The organism is Pontiella desulfatans (assembly GCF_900890425.1).
GTDB lineage: Bacteria > Verrucomicrobiota > Kiritimatiellia > Kiritimatiellales > Pontiellaceae > Pontiella > Pontiella desulfatans.
Genome location: NZ_CAAHFG010000001.1, coordinates 2955353 through 2973289, shown reverse-complemented (window position 1 = coordinate 2973289; position 17937 = coordinate 2955353). Strand labels below are relative to the sequence as shown.

Annotated in this window: 10 protein-coding genes; 9 read left to right on the top strand and 1 reads right to left on the bottom strand. The window is 53.7% G+C overall.

Annotated features, from left to right (window positions below):
• Positions 1-63 precede the first annotated feature (63 nt).
• From E9954_RS10490 to E9954_RS10470, 5 genes are all read left to right on the top strand, one after another.
• Positions 64-1599, top strand: coding sequence for an arylsulfatase (locus E9954_RS10490; protein WP_136080209.1), 1536 nt, complete (start codon positions 64-66; stop codon positions 1597-1599).
• 6 nt (positions 1600-1605) lie between these two features.
• Entirely contained in the window at positions 1606-3966 is a 2361-nt protein-coding gene (locus tag E9954_RS10485) for a glycoside hydrolase family 95 protein (RefSeq protein ID WP_222847136.1), read from the top strand.
• Positions 3967-3987: 21 nt separating this feature from the next.
• A complete protein-coding gene (locus E9954_RS10480; protein WP_136079126.1) occupies positions 3988-5652 on the top strand; it encodes a sulfatase family protein in 1665 nt (554 codons plus the stop codon).
• Between the two features lie 137 nt (positions 5653-5789).
• Positions 5790-7046: a uroporphyrinogen decarboxylase family protein gene (locus E9954_RS10475; RefSeq protein ID WP_136079125.1), complete on the top strand. Its 1257-nt coding sequence runs from the start codon at positions 5790-5792 to the stop codon at positions 7044-7046.
• Positions 7043-8449 (top strand): sugar porter family MFS transporter, encoded by a 1407-nt coding sequence (locus E9954_RS10470; protein WP_136079124.1) that lies wholly within the window; start codon positions 7043-7045, stop codon positions 8447-8449. Before E9954_RS10475 ends, E9954_RS10470 begins: the two co-directional genes overlap by 4 nt.
• 245 nt (positions 8450-8694) lie before the next feature.
• Here the strand turns inward: E9954_RS10470 and E9954_RS10465 are convergent, their stop codons facing one another.
• Positions 8695-9411 (bottom strand): integrase core domain-containing protein, encoded by a 717-nt coding sequence (locus E9954_RS10465; protein ID WP_222847135.1) that lies wholly within the window; start codon positions 9409-9411, stop codon positions 8695-8697.
• 59 nt (positions 9412-9470) lie between these two features.
• Here E9954_RS10465 and E9954_RS10460 point away from each other — a divergent pair, with 59 nt between their 5' ends.
• From E9954_RS10460 to E9954_RS10445, 4 genes are all read left to right on the top strand, one after another.
• Positions 9471-10715 (top strand): IS4 family transposase, encoded by a 1245-nt coding sequence (locus tag E9954_RS10460; protein ID WP_136079123.1) that lies wholly within the window; start codon positions 9471-9473, stop codon positions 10713-10715.
• 144 nt (positions 10716-10859) lie between these two features.
• The gene (locus E9954_RS10455) at positions 10860-12953 is read left to right on the top strand and encodes a hypothetical protein (protein WP_136079122.1); all 2094 of its coding nucleotides are present in this window, start codon (positions 10860-10862) and stop codon (positions 12951-12953) included.
• 28 nt (positions 12954-12981) lie between these two features.
• On the top strand, positions 12982-14424 hold the full coding sequence (locus tag E9954_RS10450) for an arylsulfatase (protein WP_222847134.1): 1443 nt from the start codon (positions 12982-12984) through the stop codon (positions 14422-14424).
• A 147-nt stretch (positions 14425-14571) separates the two neighbouring features.
• Positions 14572-17811 carry a glycoside hydrolase family 2 TIM barrel-domain containing protein gene (locus E9954_RS10445; RefSeq protein WP_168442148.1) on the top strand — a complete coding sequence of 1080 codons (3240 nt, stop codon included), beginning with the start codon at positions 14572-14574 and terminating at the stop codon, positions 17809-17811.
• Positions 17812-17937: the final 126 nt, after the last annotated feature.

Sequence of the window (17937 nt, the reverse complement as noted above, 5' to 3'; positions counted from 1 at the left end):
AGGGCAATACGAGGAGATGAAGTGATAGGATTTAGGACAACAACGATTATTTCAGCCTTGCTGATGGTTACAGCGGCATATGCCGCGCCGGAAAGTCGCAGCGGGACGGATGCAGACAAGCCCAATATTATCTTTGTCCTGACGGATGATATGAGTTGGGGCGAATTGGGCTGCAGTGGCAACGAAATTATTAAAACACCCAATATCGATCGACTCTATGACCAGAGCCTGCGGTTCAGGAATTTCAATGTGGCGGCCTATTGCGCGCCGACGCGCGCCCAGCTGATGAGCGGGCGGCATGAATTTTATGCCGGGGTTACCGATACGCGCTATGAACGCGACAATTTGCGCGATGACCTTAAAATCCTGCCTCAGTATTTTAAGGATGCCGGCTACCGAACCGCCATGATCGGGAAATGGCATTTGGCCAGCTTGGAGACGGGGACAACGGGAAAGCCGCTCGCCCCTTACAAGCGCGGGTTCGATATGGCGCTTTACGTTCGCAATCAAGTGGGTCGGTTTGACCCTGCTTTGAACCGAAACGGAAAAGATGAGAATTTTAAGGGCTATTGTGGGGATATCCTGTTTGAGCAGGCGATGAAATGGATTGAAGAGGGAAATCAGGAACAGCCCTATTTTATGTATCTCGCCACCAGCATTCCGCACTCGCCGCTTAAGGCTCCCAAAGAATACCTCGCGCTGTATGAAGACGCTGCCTTAGGCAAGGGGCAAAAGAGCTATTATGCGATGGTCTCAAATATCGATGAGAATATGGGACGCTTGATGAAATGGCTGGAGAACCGACCCGATAAAGACAATACGATTCTTATTTTTACGACGGATAACGGACATACGGTTAGGTGGGGCGGTCATGACAAGGATGGGTTTCTTATGGAAGATGGCCTGTATAACGCCGGACTGCGGGGCGGAAAAAATCAGCAGTGGCGCGGAGGATCCTGCGTTCCCTTTATTTTCCACTGGCCCGGCGTTGCGGATAAAGCGCGCGATAACAATACGCTTGCCAGTGGGCTGGATATCATCCCTACGTTCTGCGATATCATCGGAGTCAAGTCAGATGATTCGGGGCTTCAGGGATACAGCCTGTTCAACGATATCCTGGGCAAACCTTCGAGCATTCCAGAAGACCGCATGCTTTTTAATCACTGCGGGCGTTGGACCTATCCCACAGAGATCGAGAGCTTCAAGTATCATGCAGCCGTCGTCACCAAACGATTCCGCTTGGTATGGGAGACGAAGCAGAAATCACAAAAGGACGCGAAAAGAACGTTGGCACTCTACGATTACCGATCCGATCCCGGCGAGAAACAGAATGTGATCGAGCAACACCCGGAAGTTGCAAAACGGTTGGCGGCCGCATTCGAGCCTTGGTGGGAAGAGGCGAAGCAGGGGATGGTTAACGATCTGCACCAACTCGAAACGGGTAATCTGGTTGGACCCGAATCCCAAAAAGCCGCGAGTGACGCAACGCCGAAAACAGAGAAGGGCAAAAAGATGACCCTCGAGGAAAAGAAGGCCCAGAAGCGTGCAAAATTTATGGCGGCCAAAAAGGCAAAAAAAGAAGCGGCTGAAAAGGAGTAGAAGAAAATGAGCAATAGAAATATGACTATCAGAAAAGTATGGATGACATTCTCGATCCTTTGCGTTGGTTCCCTGTGTTCCTTCGCGAAAGCGAATCCGGCATTGGAACCGGCCAGGGCGGATCGGGTGCTCTGGAGCAACAAACCTGCAACCGATTGGAAACAGGAAGCCTACCCGATCGGCAACGGCGGTTTCGGCGCAATGCTCTTCGGTGGTGTACCCAATGAGCGTGTTCAGTTTAATGCCGACACGCTCTGGGTCGGGGACGAGAACTATAACGGCGTCTACCAGTCGTTCGGCGACCTGTTCATTGAACAGCCCGCGCACGAAACATTTACGGATTACCGCCGCGAGCTGGATCTTCCCAACGGGATTCAGCGTACGCGCTACACCAGCGGTGGTGTGACCTATACCCGTGAGGCCTTTGCCAGCCGTCCGGCCGGTGTCGTGGTGATCCGCCTGACTGCCGACAAGCCGGGCGCGCATACTGGGCGCATTCGCCTGACGGACAATCATGAGGCAACGATCACTGCCACAGGTAACAGTATGGTTTCCGCCGGATCCATGAAGGATCATAAACCCCTCCAGGGAAAGGATAAAAAGCAATTACGGCATGGCACCACAAGATATGAACGAAATCTCGAGACTGCTCCCTACGAATACAAAATCCACCTCGATTATGAATCGCAGGTCCGGGTGCTGAACGAAGGCGGAACCCTTGAAGCCGGGGACGGTGCGATTTCCTTTAACGGTTGTGACAGCGTGACGATTCTGCTGAGCGGTGATACCAACTTTGAGATGGACCGGAACAAGGGCTGGACCGGGGCGCATCCGCATGACGAGCTTGAAAAAGCCATGAAGTCGGCAAGTGCGCAGGGAGTCGACGCCCTGCTGACCGCGCATCTTGCGGATTACCGGACGCTGTATGACCGTTTCGCTCTGGAGCTGGGAACAACCCCGGCCGATGTGCTGGACCTTCCGACATACGAACGGGTTTTACGTGTCCGTGAAGGCGCGGCTGACCCTGATCTGGAGGAACTGCTTTATCAGTTTGCGCGCTACCTGATGATAGGCTGTTCCCGCCAAGGGAAAGCGCCGGCCAACCTGCAGGGCCTGTGGAATGACCTCGACAAACCGCCATGGCGCGGTGACTATCATTCGGATGTCAATTTGCAGATGAACTACTGGTTTGTCGACCAGGCCAACCTGTCCGATTGCTTCTCACCCCTGGCGGAATGGATCCATGCGATTCGTGACGTCAAGAAAGAGTTCACCAAGGAGCATTTCGGGGAAGAGACGCGCGGCTGGGCCACGCGTGCCGCCAACGGGCTTTTCGGCGGCTCCTGCTATCTTATTTCGAAGGGTGATGCAGCCTGGTTGGCGCAGAACCTTTGGGACCATTACGCCTTCACGCTGGATGAGGACTATCTGCGCAACCGGGCCTACCCGGTGATGAAGGAGCTGTGCGAATTCTGGCAGGACACGCTCAAGGAACTTCCGGATGGTCCGCACAAGGGCAAGCTGGTCTCTCCGGACGGATTCTCGCCCGAGCACGGCCCGATCGAGGACGGGGTGAGTTTTGACCAGCAACTGGTCTGGGACCTGTTCACCAACTTCATCGAGGCGTCCGAGGCGCTGGGCGAAGACAAAGCCTTCCGCAAGCAGGTCGCTGACATGAAAAGCCGTCTGCTGGGGCCGCAAGTTGGGAGCTGGGGCCAGCTCCAGGAGTGGATGGTCGACCGGGACAGTAAAAAGGGGCACCGTCATGTCTCGCATATGATCGCCATTTATCCGGGCCGCCAAATTTCCCCTCAGCGAACACCTGAATTCGCAGAGGCCGCCCGCGTTGCTCTTAATGCACGCGCCGCGACGAAAGCCACCGGCTGGGGCAAAATGTGGAGGGTCAGCCTCTGGAGCCGTTTGGGAGATGGAGAGCGGGCTCACGACATTAATATGGCGTGGATGAAAGGACATTTGCCGCTCAACCTGCTGGCGGAAATAAATCGAAGCGGCTCTGCTTTTCAGATTGACGCAAATTTTGGTTATGCGGCGGGGGTCAACGAAATCCTGCTCCAGTCACATCTGGGCTATATGGAGCTACTGCCAGTCCTGCCCAAGGCCTGGGCGAACGGTTCTGTCAAAGGGATGAAAGCCCGCGGTGCCTTTGTGGTCGATATGGCTTGGGAAGACGCAAAACTGAAACAGGCCACGATTCTTTCCGGGAAAGGAGCCGATTGCAGGCTCAAGACCAGCGCCCCGGTGACGGTGACGCACAAGGGGAATGCCGTTAAAGTAACAAAGAATGATGACGGCAGCATCTCATTTCCGACCGAAAGCGGTAATTCCTATACGATTGCGCCGCGTTGAAGAGATTAGAGTGGAGAGAAAATGAACAATAGAATGAATAGGGTATGTTTTCCGTTCCGCTCAGCGGGACGGCGAGTGATCATCGGTGCACTATGTTTCATGGCTGCGCTTTCAACGTTTGCGGCGAAGTTGCCCCTTCGACAAGCTCAGGACAGGCCGAATATCGTGTTGATCAATGCGGACGATATGGGCGTGGGGGATGTGTCGGGGCTGAACCCGGAAGGAAAAATCCCGACGCCACATATCGATAGCCTGATCAATAACGGGCTGGCGCTCTTAAACGGGCACAGCAGTTCGGGCGTCTGCACGCCGAGCCGGTACAGCTTGTTGACAGGGCGTTACAGCTGGCGCGCTTCAAATAGCGGTCAGGTTGCGAAAGGAAACAGTCCGGCACGTGTCGAAAAGGGACGCACGACGCTGGCTTCGCTCCTCAAAAAAGCGGGATATCGGACGGCGATGATCGGCAAATGGCATTTGGGGTTGGATTGGGAGGCGCTCCCGGGGGTAAAGAAGGGCAAAATCATTGCGCTTAAAGATATCGACTATACCCAGCCGTTTGGCGGGGGACCGGTTGACCGCGGTTTTGACAGCTTTTTCGGCATTGCCGCCTCGCTCGATATTCCGCCCTATGTCTGGCTGATCGACGACCGTGCAAGCGAAGTGCCCACAGAAACACAGCCCAACGTCAGGGGTGAGCAGTGTTATATGCGCGAAGGCCCGAAGGCGAAATCGTTCGAGACGGTAGATGTATTGCCGCGTATGGGCGATGAGGCGGCCGCCCTGATCAAAAAGTGTGGGCCCGAGGCAAAAAAGGGAACGCCCTTCTTTTTATATCTCGCGCTGAACTCGCCGCACACCCCGATTGTCCCGTCGGCGGAATGGGCCGGAAAAAGTGCGATTGGCACAAAGTATGCCGATTTTGCGATGCAGACCGATGGCGTGGTGGGTCAGGTTTTGAACGCACTGCGCGAGGCGGGCCTGGAAGAAAACACCATCGTCATCTTTACCGCCGATAACGGCTGTGCGCCGCATGCCGATTACACCGTCCACTTGGAAAAGGGTCATAATCCGAGCTACATCTATCGGGGTCAAAAAGCCGATTTGTACGAGGGTGGGAATCGTGTGCCGTTTGTCATCCAGTGGCCGGCCGGAGCACCGAAAGGGCGCAACAGCGACCAGCTGATTTCCCATGTCGATTTTCTGGAGACCTTTGCCGAACTCACCGGACAGCAACTCGCCGACAACGAGGGGGAAGATTCGATCAGTTTCCTCCCGCTCCTGAAAGGAACCTCCGACAGCTCGCCGCGTAAGAGCGCCATTTATAATACGATTAGTTCTAAACTAGCGATCACCGACGGCGACTGGAAACTGATCGTCGCGCAAGGGTCGGGCGGTTGGACCCGTCCCGGTGAACGGTATATGAAAACGGCGTTCGGGGCCGTGAAGGATGAAAACCAGTTGCCGATGGGCTTGTTCAACCTCAAGGACGATGTCGGCGAATATAAAAATCTGTTGCTGGAATATCCCGAAGTGAAGCAGCGCCTGTTCGACAAATTGAAACACGATCTGGAGCGGGGTCGCTCCACGCCGGGTGCGCCACAAATCAACAACCTCAATCGGCTGGATTACTTGGACAAAAAGCCGTCCAAAAAGGCTTCCCGCGAAGCGAACAAGAAGAAAAAATAGCGGCGCTCGCCGAGCGCTTTTTAACTCACGCAAAGGCGCGTGAAAGACCTTTGCATGCAACAATACGATGGAGCTGCTGCGGAAAGCCGGATTCATGATTGGCGGAGCACCGCAAGCTGAAACGGAGAGGAGAGAGTGTGGACTCAAAAGGGAAAGTTCTAAATGCGCTGAGCCATAAAGGCGGGGCGGTTCCGGTGGATCTTGGTGCGGGGGGGCAGACCGGTCTGCACTGCACCTGCGTGGCGCAGTTGCGCGATCACTACGGGCTCGAAGAGCGCCCGGTCAAGGTGCATGAGCCGTTCCAGATGCTTGGCTGGGTGGATGAGGATTTGCAGGATGCCATGGGCGTTGACGTGGCTGCGCCGATGCCGGGCGGCACGATGTTTGGAACCGCCAACGAAAACTGGAAAGAGTGGCGTACGCCGTGGGACCAGGTCGTTTTGATGGCGGGAGGCTTCGAGACCCTTGAAAACGAAAAGGGCGTGTTTGTTTATCCGCAGGGGGATCGCTCGGTCGAGCCCTCTGCGCATATGCCGGACGGCGGTTTTTTCTTCGATGCGACGAGCCGCGGCAGCGGCTTCGATGAGGACGAATTGGACGTTGAAGAAAACCTGGAAGAGTTTGGTCCGGTTTCTGATGAACAAATCCAGAACATGCGCATGGCGGCGGATGAGGCCGGTAAGACCGGGCGCGCGGTTTTCGGCGGACTGCCCGGAACTGCCCTTGGAGATGTGGCACTCGTGCCCGCGGTGCAATTGAAGGCGCCGAAGGGTATTCGCGATGTGGAGGAGTGGTATGTCTCCACCGCGATTCGCCAGGACTATATTCACGAGCTGTTTGAAAAACAGAGCCAGATCGCGGTGGAAAACATTAAACGCATCGCACCGGTTCTCGGGGATTCAGTCGATCTGGTGTTCTTGTGCGGCACCGACTTCGGAACTCAAAGCGGAACATTCTGTTCGCCGGAAACGTTCCGCGAGCTGTGGCTACCCTATTACCGGAAGATGACGGATTGCATCCATGAGCTGACGAACTGGAAGGTCTTTAAGCACTCCTGCGGCGCGGTAGAGACCTTTATGCAGAACTTTATCGATGCCGGGGTGGATATCATCAATCCGGTCCAGTGCTCCGCGACCGGGATGGATCCCAAAGCGCTGAAGGCGTGCTATGGCGACAAACTTGTTTTTTGGGGCGGGGGCGTGGATACACAAAAGACGCTTCCATTCGGAACGCCGGAGGAGGTGCGCAAGGAGGTGCTGGAACGTTGTAAGACCTTTTCTCCAAACGGCGGATTCGTGTTTAATGCCGTTCATAACGTGCAGGCGCAGACGCCGATCGAAAACATCGTCGCCATGATTGACGCCGTTAAAGAATTCAATAAAAGGCAATCATGAACACAAACTATACATTCAACGTCAGATATATCTTTCAAATCTCACTGGTGGCTGCGCTGGGCGGACTGCTGTTCGGATACGACTGGGTCGTAATCGGCGGCGCCAAACCGTTCTACGAACCTTTCTTCGATCTGGTCGGGGAAAGTAAGGCGTGGCTGGCCGGATGGGCCATGAGCTCGGCGCTGGCCGGTTGTCTGGGCGGTGCCCTGCTTTCGGGCGGAATCACCGACCGCATCGGCCGCAAAAAGGTGCTGGTGACTGCGGCGGTCATGTTTACGGTTTCCGCCGTCTGGACGGCGCTTTCGCAGGATTTCACCTCGTTCATCATCGCCCGTATCATCGGCGGTGCGGGCATCGGGCTGGCCTCCAATGTTTCGCCGATGTATATTGCCGAGGTTTCGCCGGCGCACATGCGCGGCAAGTTTGTCTCCGTTAACCAGCTCACGATTGTGATCGGTGTGCTGGCGGCGCAGATTGCCAATCTGGTGATCTACAACAGCCACCCGGTCGATACCGGCGCGACGGCCGATGTGATCCTTGAATCGTGGAACGGCCAGTTCGGCTGGCGCTGGATGTTTGCCGCCGAAACCATTCCGGCCGGACTCTTCTTTTTTATGGCGCTGATTATCCCCGAATCGCCGCGCTGGCTGCTCAAACAGGGGCGGACGGCCGAAGCCGAAAAGGTGCTCGCCAAAATTGGCGGAGCTGATTATGCGGCGGCTGAGGTGGCTGATATTGGAGACACGCTTGCCGGTGAAAGCGGCAAGATTAACTACAAAGAACTGCTCCACCCGAAGCTGTTGAAAATTCTCGGGCTCGGTATCTTTATTGCGATGTTCCAGCAATGGTGTGGTATCAACGTGATCTTCAATTATGCGCAGGAAATCTTTGAAGCCGCCGGTTATGACGTGAGCGGCATGATGTTCAACATCGTGATCACCGGCGTCGTCAACCTCGTCTTCACCTTCGTGGCGATCCACACCGTCGACCGCTGGGGCCGCCGCCCGCTGATGCTGCTCGGATCCGGCGGGTTGATGGTGACGTACGCCATCCTTGGCGCCTGCTATCACTTCCAGATGCAGGGTGTGATTGTGTTGATCGTCGTACTCACCGCGATCGCCTGCTATGCGATGACGCTTGCGCCGATCACCTGGGTGCTGCTCTCTGAAATCTTCCCGAACCGTATCCGCGGCGCGGCCATGAGCCTTTGTGTTTCTGCGCTCTGGATCGCCTGTTTCGCGCTCACCGTTACCTTCAAGCCGATCAATGTGGCGCTCGGTGCGGCGGGTACGTTCTGGCTCTACGGTGCCATCTGTCTCGTCGGATTCATCGTCATCAAATGGATGGTGCCGGAAACCAAAGGGAAATCACTCGAAGACATCGAACGCGAACTGGTGGATTAAGGAGATAGAACATGAGCACAATGAAATCTATTGGTGGGTGCGGTTTGGTGTGGCGTCCCTAAGTTAGGTAAAACAGGTGTGATGCAAGTGAGATTGAGCTGATAAATTCAGGATGCGGAGCGGGGAAAAAGATCAAGTAGAGCTATGAGAAGCCGGAATACAACCAATGTCTTACAATCAAGGCGCAATGGAATAGCCGTTCAGCTTGAACGGAGGGGTGCGGTTTGATGTTGGCGGCGGCAGGACTACGCGGCTGCGCGGTAGTAGTGCGAAATGATCCCGCCGAGCTTTTGTTCCCGTTTGATCTCGCCTTCCGTAGTCGGCGTGAAATCGACATTGAGAACTTTATTGCCGATCTCCTTGCCTTGATGAGGCCGTGTGAAATTATAATGCGCCAGCCACTCTCGGTTGATGTATTCAAGGTGTTCAAGGCTCAGGCAGATAAAGTGGTCAAGGCATTGGGATTTCACGGTTTTTACGTAGGCTTCAGAAAATCCATTCGCTTGAGGGGTGCGTGGTGGCGTTCGGGTTATTGTCGTTCCCGAACCTTCCCAGAATGCATCGAAGCTCGCAGCGAATTTGGTATCACGATCACGGATCAGGTGGCTTGCTTCGATGCCAATATCATCCAGCCACATGGATGCATTTCGCGCTTGTTGAAGCACCCATTTCTCATTGGGGTTAAACGTAGCCGGACTCATAAAAACACGACGACTTCCAAGGTGGATAAATGCCAGCACGTGCGCGTCGAATTTTCCCTTGAGCGTATAAATAGGCTTCGTAAAAAAGTCGATAGCGACCAGGGTTTCAATGTGCGAGCTAATAAATTTAGACCAAGTGCTATCGGGGTTCTTGTACGCCTTATCCGGCACCGGATTGAGGCCGTTGCGTTTCATGATGTCGCGAATGGTTGTAAGACCAATTTTGATTCCCAACTTTTTCAGTTCTCCAAACACTGTCATCCCATAGCTCTTAAATAAAAAGGCTGGTAAGTGCGTCTTAAATCCTCCACTCGGAGGGTATGAAAAAACAAAGACAAAAACACAAACCAGCCGGACATAGGTATACTACCTTGAAACAAATGTGCAATCTGATTCCCGGACACATGGTGTCGAACCTTGCGAAGAAGCATGGCGTAGACGCCCGATGCCGGACGTACGCGCCGTGGAGCCATGTGGTTTCGTTGATGTACGCCCACTTCTCGCACGCGCTTGGACTCAATGATGTGTGCGACGCGCTCCAGATGAATGCGGCGGCGCTCTCGACTATACGAGGTGCAGTTCCTCCTTCGCGCAACAACCTGAGCCATGCGAACAGGGTCCGCAGCGCGGACATGGCTGAAGAACTCTACTGGAGCATGATGAAGCATCTGATGGATACGGTTCCGGGCTTCGCGAAAGGCAAAGTTCGGCGCGGATACCTTCGGCGCTTCAGCAAGGCGATCCATGCGATGGACTCGACCACGGTCCAACTGGTCGCCAACTGCATGGACTGGGCGAAGCACCGCCGTCGCAAAGCCGCGGCCAAGTGTCATCTGCGCCTCGACCTGCAGAGCTTTCTGCCCCGGTGCGCCATCGTTGATACGGCGAAGCACCATGATAGCACCAAGGCGCAGGCGTTGTGCGCAGGGCTCAAATCCGGTGAAATCGCCGTGTTCGACAAGGCTTACACGAAATTCGGGCATCTCTACGAACTGACGGAGCGCGGCATCTGGTGGGTAGGCCGGGCCAAGGACAACATGCAATACGATGTGGTGCGCACGCTCGAAACTACCGGACACAAGCGCATCATTCGCGACGAGGTGATTGAGATGGCGCTCGAAAAATCGAAGGAGGCCTACCCGAGCGAGCTGCGCCGCGTCGTTGCCCTCGTGGAGATCAACGGCAAAGATGTCGAAATAGTCTTCATGACCAACCACATGGAGTGGAGCGCGTGGACGATCGCTGAACTCTACCGTTGCCGATGGGACATCGAGGTATTTTTCAAAGAGATCAAGCAGACGCTCCAGCTCTCCGACTTCCTCGGCTACAGCGCCAACGCCGTTCGCTGGCAGGTCTGGACGGGGCTGCTGGTGCATCTGCTCATGCGCTGCCTGGCGTTCATGCACGGGTGGGGACACAGCTTCAAGCGTCTCTTTACCGTTGTGCGCGCCGCGCTGTGGCGACGCTGGGATCTGACGGCCTTGCTGGAATCCTATGGGACAGCCAAACCACCCAGTCGTATCAGAGGAGCACCGGAACAGGCGTATCTGCCGGGGTTCGTCTAAAAGCTGTGGGACAGCCAACTGTTTAAAACGGGAAACCATCATTAACCTTCGATAAAAAATCGAAATCGACTAAATGAACCGAACATCAAAAACCTTAACAAAAACGGGCGCTTATACTTCATTAGCGTTCTCTATGGGATGACAGTGAAGTTATTTCAAGCATTCATTTGTTTAGCTGTAATCGCGTTGGGTGGGGCATCTGCGCACTCAGAGGAGGCTATTGACCGAAAAGCTGTCGTATCGCGGCATCATATCATTGATCCTCCAATCGACATGCCATTGCCGCTGGGCAATGGTGAGTTCTGTTTCGGTGTGGATGCTACCGGGCTGCAGACATTGGATGGAAATTCATTTTCCCATTGGGGCAAACATACGGCTCCTCTTCCTCCTGGCGTTACAGAAAAAGATATCCCGGAAACGGGTACTTTTGATCGTGGACGGATCAAGGGGCACATGGTTACTCCTAAAGAAAAAGGGATGGTTTGGAGATGGATGTCTGATAATCCATGGCCGGTCCATCTCGGCAGGCTTCGGTTTATCGACGCTGAGGGCAAGGTTCTTGCTTCCGAACATATAAAAAATCCGAAGCGGAAACTGGACGTGTGGCAAGGGATACAGGTGGCCTCGTTTATGTATGAAGGCGTCGAGGTCAAGGTGGAAACGCTGGGACTGTCTGATCAGGACGGAGTGGCTGTTCGAGTGCAGTCGGAACTGTTGCGGGAAGGCAAAATGGGTGTTGAACTGGATTTCCCCATTGCGGATGGAAAAAGAAGATATAAAGCCGAAGGGGGACCTTGCGAGGTTCACAAAACCATGATGACGGTCACTGGGAACGAACTCTCTTTTGAGCGGCAGATGGATAATGACATCTACAAAGGGGGCTGGCGAATCTGTGAAGGAACCGCAAGCTTCAATGCGTACCCCGAAGAACGTAAGGCCCGACTGATCCCTCGTGATGGAGATGTTCTTTCGTTTGTTTGTCTGTTCGGTCAGACCCAACCGGGCTCCGCATCGTATACCGACTTTGACGTTACCAAAAAGCAGACCGCTGACTTTTGGGAAACGTTTTGGATGAGTGGAGGGGCGATTGATCTTTCCCTGAGTAAAGATTCGCGCTGGAAAGAGTTAGAGCGTCGTCTGGTTCTTTCCCAATACCTGATGCGAACCAATAATGCCGGTTCGCTACCCACCGCTGAATACGGACTCATGGCATTCGGGGGTTGGGCCGGTCAGTTCCATATGGAAATGGCCTGGTGGCATATGGCTCATTACGGGGTTTGGGATCGTTGGCACCTGGCAGAGGAGGCATTGACTATGTATCAGCGATTTCTTCCGATTGCCCGTAAACGGGCGGCCCAGCTCGACTACAAGGGGGCTAAGTGGGGCAAACAAAACAGCCCTGACGGAAGAATGAAGCCTTGGGACGGTAACTTAGGCCTGAGCTGGCAACAGCCGCACCCCATATTTTTTGCAGAGCAGGAGTATCGGCTCAATCCCGATATAAAAACGCTGGATAAATGGAACGAGGTGGTTTTTGCCACCGCTGAATATATGGCCTCGTTTCCAGTGAAAGATGAAGAAGGGCGGTATAAGCTGGAATTTGTCGTCACGGCAAATGAAAACGGAATTTGTCACAACCCGGCTTTTGAATCGGCGTATTGGCGCTGGGGGCTGAACAAAGCTCAGGAGTGGAGAAAGCGATTGGGCATGAAGCCCGAAAAGAGCTGGCAGGAAGTGAGTGATAATTTAGTCCCGCTGACGCTTGAAAAAAATCCTAAGACGGGGGAGCAGGTCTTCGCATGGTGTGAGGAGTGGGTGTGGACGAACCCGAAAAATAGAACCGACTATGGACACCCGGATCAAATCGGCGGGTTTAGTTTTGTTCCGTTTGTCGACGGAGTGAGTCCGCAGATTGCGGCTAATACGGTCCGGCACATTAACGACAGCTGGGTGTGGACCCGGTGTTGGGGGTGGGACTTCCCCTGGGCGGCTATGGCTGCGGCCAGAACAGAACAGCCTGAACTGGCAGTTGAACTGTTGCTTAAGGATAATCCTCGAAACCACTATTCTGAGCGGGGCATCAATGGCGACTGGTATTTACCGGGCAACGGCGGCGTACTCTACGCGGTAGCCATGATGGCGGCCGGTTGGGACGGGGCTCCCGAACGCCATGCGCCCGGTTTCCCGGATAACGGGCAATGGAAGGTGCGCTGGGAGGGACTTAAGCGTGCACAGTAATTTAGTATTCAGAGATTCAGGAGGTACTATGATGAAGAAAATTAGTTTGATAGTCAGTGGTCTTGTAGCGGCGGTTAGCATCCAGGCTGCTGAACAGCCTAACATTGTGTACATGATGCTGGATGAATGGGGCTATTACGAGATGTCAAATCTGGGTCATCCGCTTCTGGAAACACCAAATATGGACCAATTCAGAAAAGAGGGCATGCGTTTTACGCAGATGCTGGCAGGATCCGTCGTATGTGCGCCCACACGCGCAACCCTTATGCTCGGGAAGCATTCCGGTCATACCAGTGTACGGGTAAATGATGGTTCGACTCCGATTCGCGCTGAAGATGTGACACTGGCAAAAGTGATCAATGATGCCGGGTATGCTGTTGGTGGGTTCGGGAAATGGGGGATTGGCGATCGTGGTACCGAAGGAGTCCCTGAAAAGCACGGCTTTGACATTTTCTACGGTTACTACAATCAGGGCCATGCACATTCCTACTATCCGGACTGTCTGATAAAGAACAGTGAACTTGTTCCGCTGAAAGGAAACGTAAATCATGCATTCAAAGGGGAGACTTTTTCTCAGTATCTAATTCACGATGAAGCCAAGAAGTTTATTCGTGAACACGCGGGCAAACGACCTTTCTTTGCTTATCTTCCCTATACACCACCTCATGCGTATTACGGAATCCCTGAAAACGATCCGGATTATTTGAAATACAAAGATAAAGACTGGGATGCCCCGCCGCATCACAGAAATCCGAAGGTTGCTCCGCCGGATGAAGCACAGCGTTATGCAGCATTTGTATCTATGATGGACCGACAGCTGGGTGAAATTCTAGCCATCCTGAAAGAAGCCGGAGTGGATGATAATACCATCGTTATCTTGACGGGCGATAATGGAGGGAGTTGTAAGCCGTTCAGTAGCAAGAAGTATCCGCATGGGTTTTTTGGGCCCAACAAAGATCCTAAAACGGGCGTGGTGTTTCGCTTAGGGAAAGGGCACGTCTATGAAGGAGGATTGCGGGTTGCCTATCTGGTGCGCTGGCCCGGGAAAATAAAAGCGAATTCGACCTCGGACCACCTCGGCTACTTCCCCGATTCTTTTCCCACCCTCGCGACTTTGGCCGGGGCGCAAATTCCTCAAGAGATTGACGGTATCTCCTTCCTGCCAACCTTATTGGGGCAGGATGACCAACAGAAGAAACATGATTATCTGTACTGGGAATACAAGGGACAGGTAGCCGTGCGTCAGGGAGATTGGAAGCTGATAACCGATTCAGCATATCAAAAAAAGGAACTGTATAATCTCGCAAGTGATGTATCTGAGTCAGACAACATTGCAGAACAGCATCCTGAGATCGTTGGGCGGCTTATGGGGCTTGCAAAAGAATCTCACACCCCGGAAGTAAATGGCAAAATCCTCGACAAATCAAAGATATGGCAGGGGAAAAACAGACCCAAGGCGTATGTAGAGTAGAAATCATGGTTCATAATACCGACCTCGAAATGCGGGAGGAATCTCCCTTGGCCGCTGCGGAGATGGAGGGTACGAAATGATTTCAGGAGCGATTTTGTTAAATAAAGGAAATAGATGATGTTTGCAGATAAGAAAACTTTTTTGGCTATGGCGATGTTATTTGCGGTGATGGCTTCGGCGGAAACCAAACCCGAATGGGCCGACCGGGAGGTGTTTGAAATAAACCGCTTGCCGGCGCACGCGTTTACGCATCGGTTCCCGAATAAAGAAGCCGCCCGTCCTGAACCGGACTGGGAAACCCCGTATCACCCGGACCGCTATAAAATGCTGAACGGAATGTGGAAATTCAAGTGGAGCGAGAATCCCGCATCGGCGCCGAAGGATTTTTATGAAGCGAACTACAGTGTGAAAAGCTGGGACGAGATTCCTGTGCCGCTGCCGTGGCAGATTGCCGGATACGGTCAGCTCTATTATTTTGCCAGCGGGATGCCGATGATTTCCGAGCCGCGGAACGGGGTGGCGGGAACATTAACCGGCGATGACCTGGATCTGTTTAATAATAGACCCGGGCCTGTTTACAGCGCAAAGGCGACAGAAGGCTGGGTGCCGACGAAATTTAATCCGGTCGGTTGCTATGTGACGGATTTCACGGTTCCGAAAAACTGGGCCAAAGAGCGCGTGGTGCTGCATTTCGGCGGCGTGAAAAGCGCGTTTTACTGCTGGCTCAACGGCGAGTTTGTCGGCTATTCGCAGGACAGCTTTACCCCCGCCGAGTTTGATATTACATCGTTGCTGAAGAAGGGCGAAAACCGACTGGCAGTGAAGGTCATCCGGTGGAGCGACGGAACCTATATGGAAAACCAGGATATGATCCGTATGAGCGGGATCTTCCGCGATGTGTATATCGTTCAAACCCCGAAAACCTATATTGAAAACTTTTTCCTCGTGCCGGAGCTGAGCGATGACCTCGCAACGGGGATGGTAAAGCTCGACGTTGATCTGGATGGATCGTCCGAGCCGCGCACGGTCGAATTTGAGCTGTTCAATAATCAGACCGGAAAGCGGGTGCTCAATCAAACGGCAAAATCCAGAGAGGGCAAGGTCCGGTTCACTGCAGAGATCAATAACCCCGACCGCTGGCATGTGGAGCAAGCGAATCTATACACGGCTTTCATCACCCTCAAAAAGGGGAACAAGGTTGAAGAGGTGCTTCGTCAGGATGTCGGATTCCGCAAGTTGACGTGGGATGAATTCGGAAATATGTACCTGAACGGTGCCCGCTATATGATCCGCGGCGTGAACGCGCACGATACTAGCGAACACACCGGTCGCACCCTCAGTTACGAAGAGATGGTCAAAGATGTGACCACCATGCGCGCGCTCAACATCAACAGCCTGCGAATGGCGCACTATCCAAAAGACATCCGCTACTATGCACTCTGCAACCGCTACGGCATTGCGGTGGCGGATGAAAATAATATGGAGAGCCACACCTTTGACCGCATCTACGCGGATCCGAAAGTCGAGCCGCTGTATCGTCCGCAGGCGCTTTTCCGCATGAACAACATGGTTCAGCGCGATAAGAATATGCCTTCGATCATTATGTGGTCATACGGCAACGAGCAGTTTCCTAAACATCTCGAAGAAATCCCAACGCTCACGGCGCTATGTGCGGCTACTAAGAAAACCGATCCGACCCGCCCCGGCTTTGCAGAACGGACGTTTCACAAGCATACCGATAATAACATCCATCTCGATGACATTGAATTTATCGCGCCGATGTACAGCGGATTTAAAAACTATGCCAAGTGGAATAAGAGCGGGCAGGATCGTCGCCCGTTCCTGATGTGCGAATATGCGCACGCGATGGGCAACTCCGTGCCGAACCTGAAGCGGGAATGGGATTTCTTTGAAGCGCACCGGGGAATGAACGGTGGATACATTTGGGACTTTGTCGATCAGTCCGTTCTGATGGAAGTAGAGGGGCAGGAAGGCAAGCACTGGACGTATGGCGGCGACTGGGGCGCGTTTGATTCCAGCAGACAGTTCTGCAACAACGGCGTGGTGCTGCCGGACCGTTCATTGAACGGTAAGTCCTACGAAGTGCGCGCGGTCTATCAGCAGGTTCAGTTCGATGCGTCCGGAAAGCCCGGCGTGGTGAAGGTTAAAAATAAATTCGCGCTCCGGAATCTCAGCGATTTCGATTTCCGCTGGACGTTGCTCGAAAACGGACGCGCGGTCGAAAGCGGATCCGTGAACTTCGATCTGGATCCGCTGTCCGAAACCGAGTTCAAGGCTCCGATTACGCTCTCACTCAAAAAAGGCGCGCGGTACGACATCAACTTTGATGTTTCGCTGAAAGCCGACGAGGTTCGCGGCGTGAAAGGCGATTTTGTGGCGGCGGGTCAAATTTCGCTGCAGGCGAAAGCGGAAGTGGAGGCTTCAGTTTCGATGCCCAAAGGCACACCGAAAACCCGAACCCAGGGCGATCGGCTTATCGTCGATATCGATAATGGACAGGTCGTCTTCAATCAGAAAACCGGTCTGCTCGAACAGCTGGTTGTAAAAGGCGAGAAGCTGCTTGTGCCGGAATCCGATTTGCAGGGCATCGAGTTTAATCCGAATATGTGCCTGGTCGATGACATGGCGGTCTTTAACAAGCCGCAGAAGGTAAAAGATGATATTGCCGCAGGACTCCTCAGGATGAAACGCTCGAACGGCAGCGTTGTGATCGTCGATTCTCCAGAGGGAAGTGTTCGCGTCAAAACGGTTTGCGACTACCTGGTGGACGATCTGAAGCGGGGACTGCGTCACACCTCAACCTATACGATTTTATCGGACGGTACGATTCGGGTGGACAATGATATTAGCAAGCTGGGTCTTCCTGCCGATTCACTGCAGCTTCGCATCGGTGCCCGCCTGCCGGTAATCAAGGAGTTGGACCATGTTGAATACGCGGCGCTCGGTCCGTACGAAAACTATGATATGCGTAAAACCTCTGTTCGGTTCGGTCACTTCGAATCCGATGCCGCTTCCATGATGGGGCATTATGTGCGTCCGCAGGAATGTGGAAACCGCAGTGGACTCGAGTGGATTTCGATGCAGAACGCGCAGGGTCTGGGGTTGGTCATTGTGTCGGATTCAACGGGACACGGTTCGGTCATGCCGAACACCGCGGAGGAAATGGATGCGCACCGGCATCAGACCGCGTTGCCGGAAAAGGACCGCTGGATTCTACGGTATGATGAAAAACTTTCGGTGATGAGAAAGGCGCCGAATATCAGCTTTTCCGAGCCGTTTGAATTCGGTTACACCATCCGACTGCTCAATGGAGCCGAAAATCCGGAAGCCGCGGCCTCCCGCGGATTACCTGCACAAACGAAGTAGCACATTGTTAATGAGGGGCAGGTTGTATCTCATCAGCCCCTGAGATTTTGTTGAGCAGCGGGAAGGCATGGTTTTGACAGGATGTAGTTGATTTGCGGTGCAGCCGTTCTGGCTAGTCCGCCATAG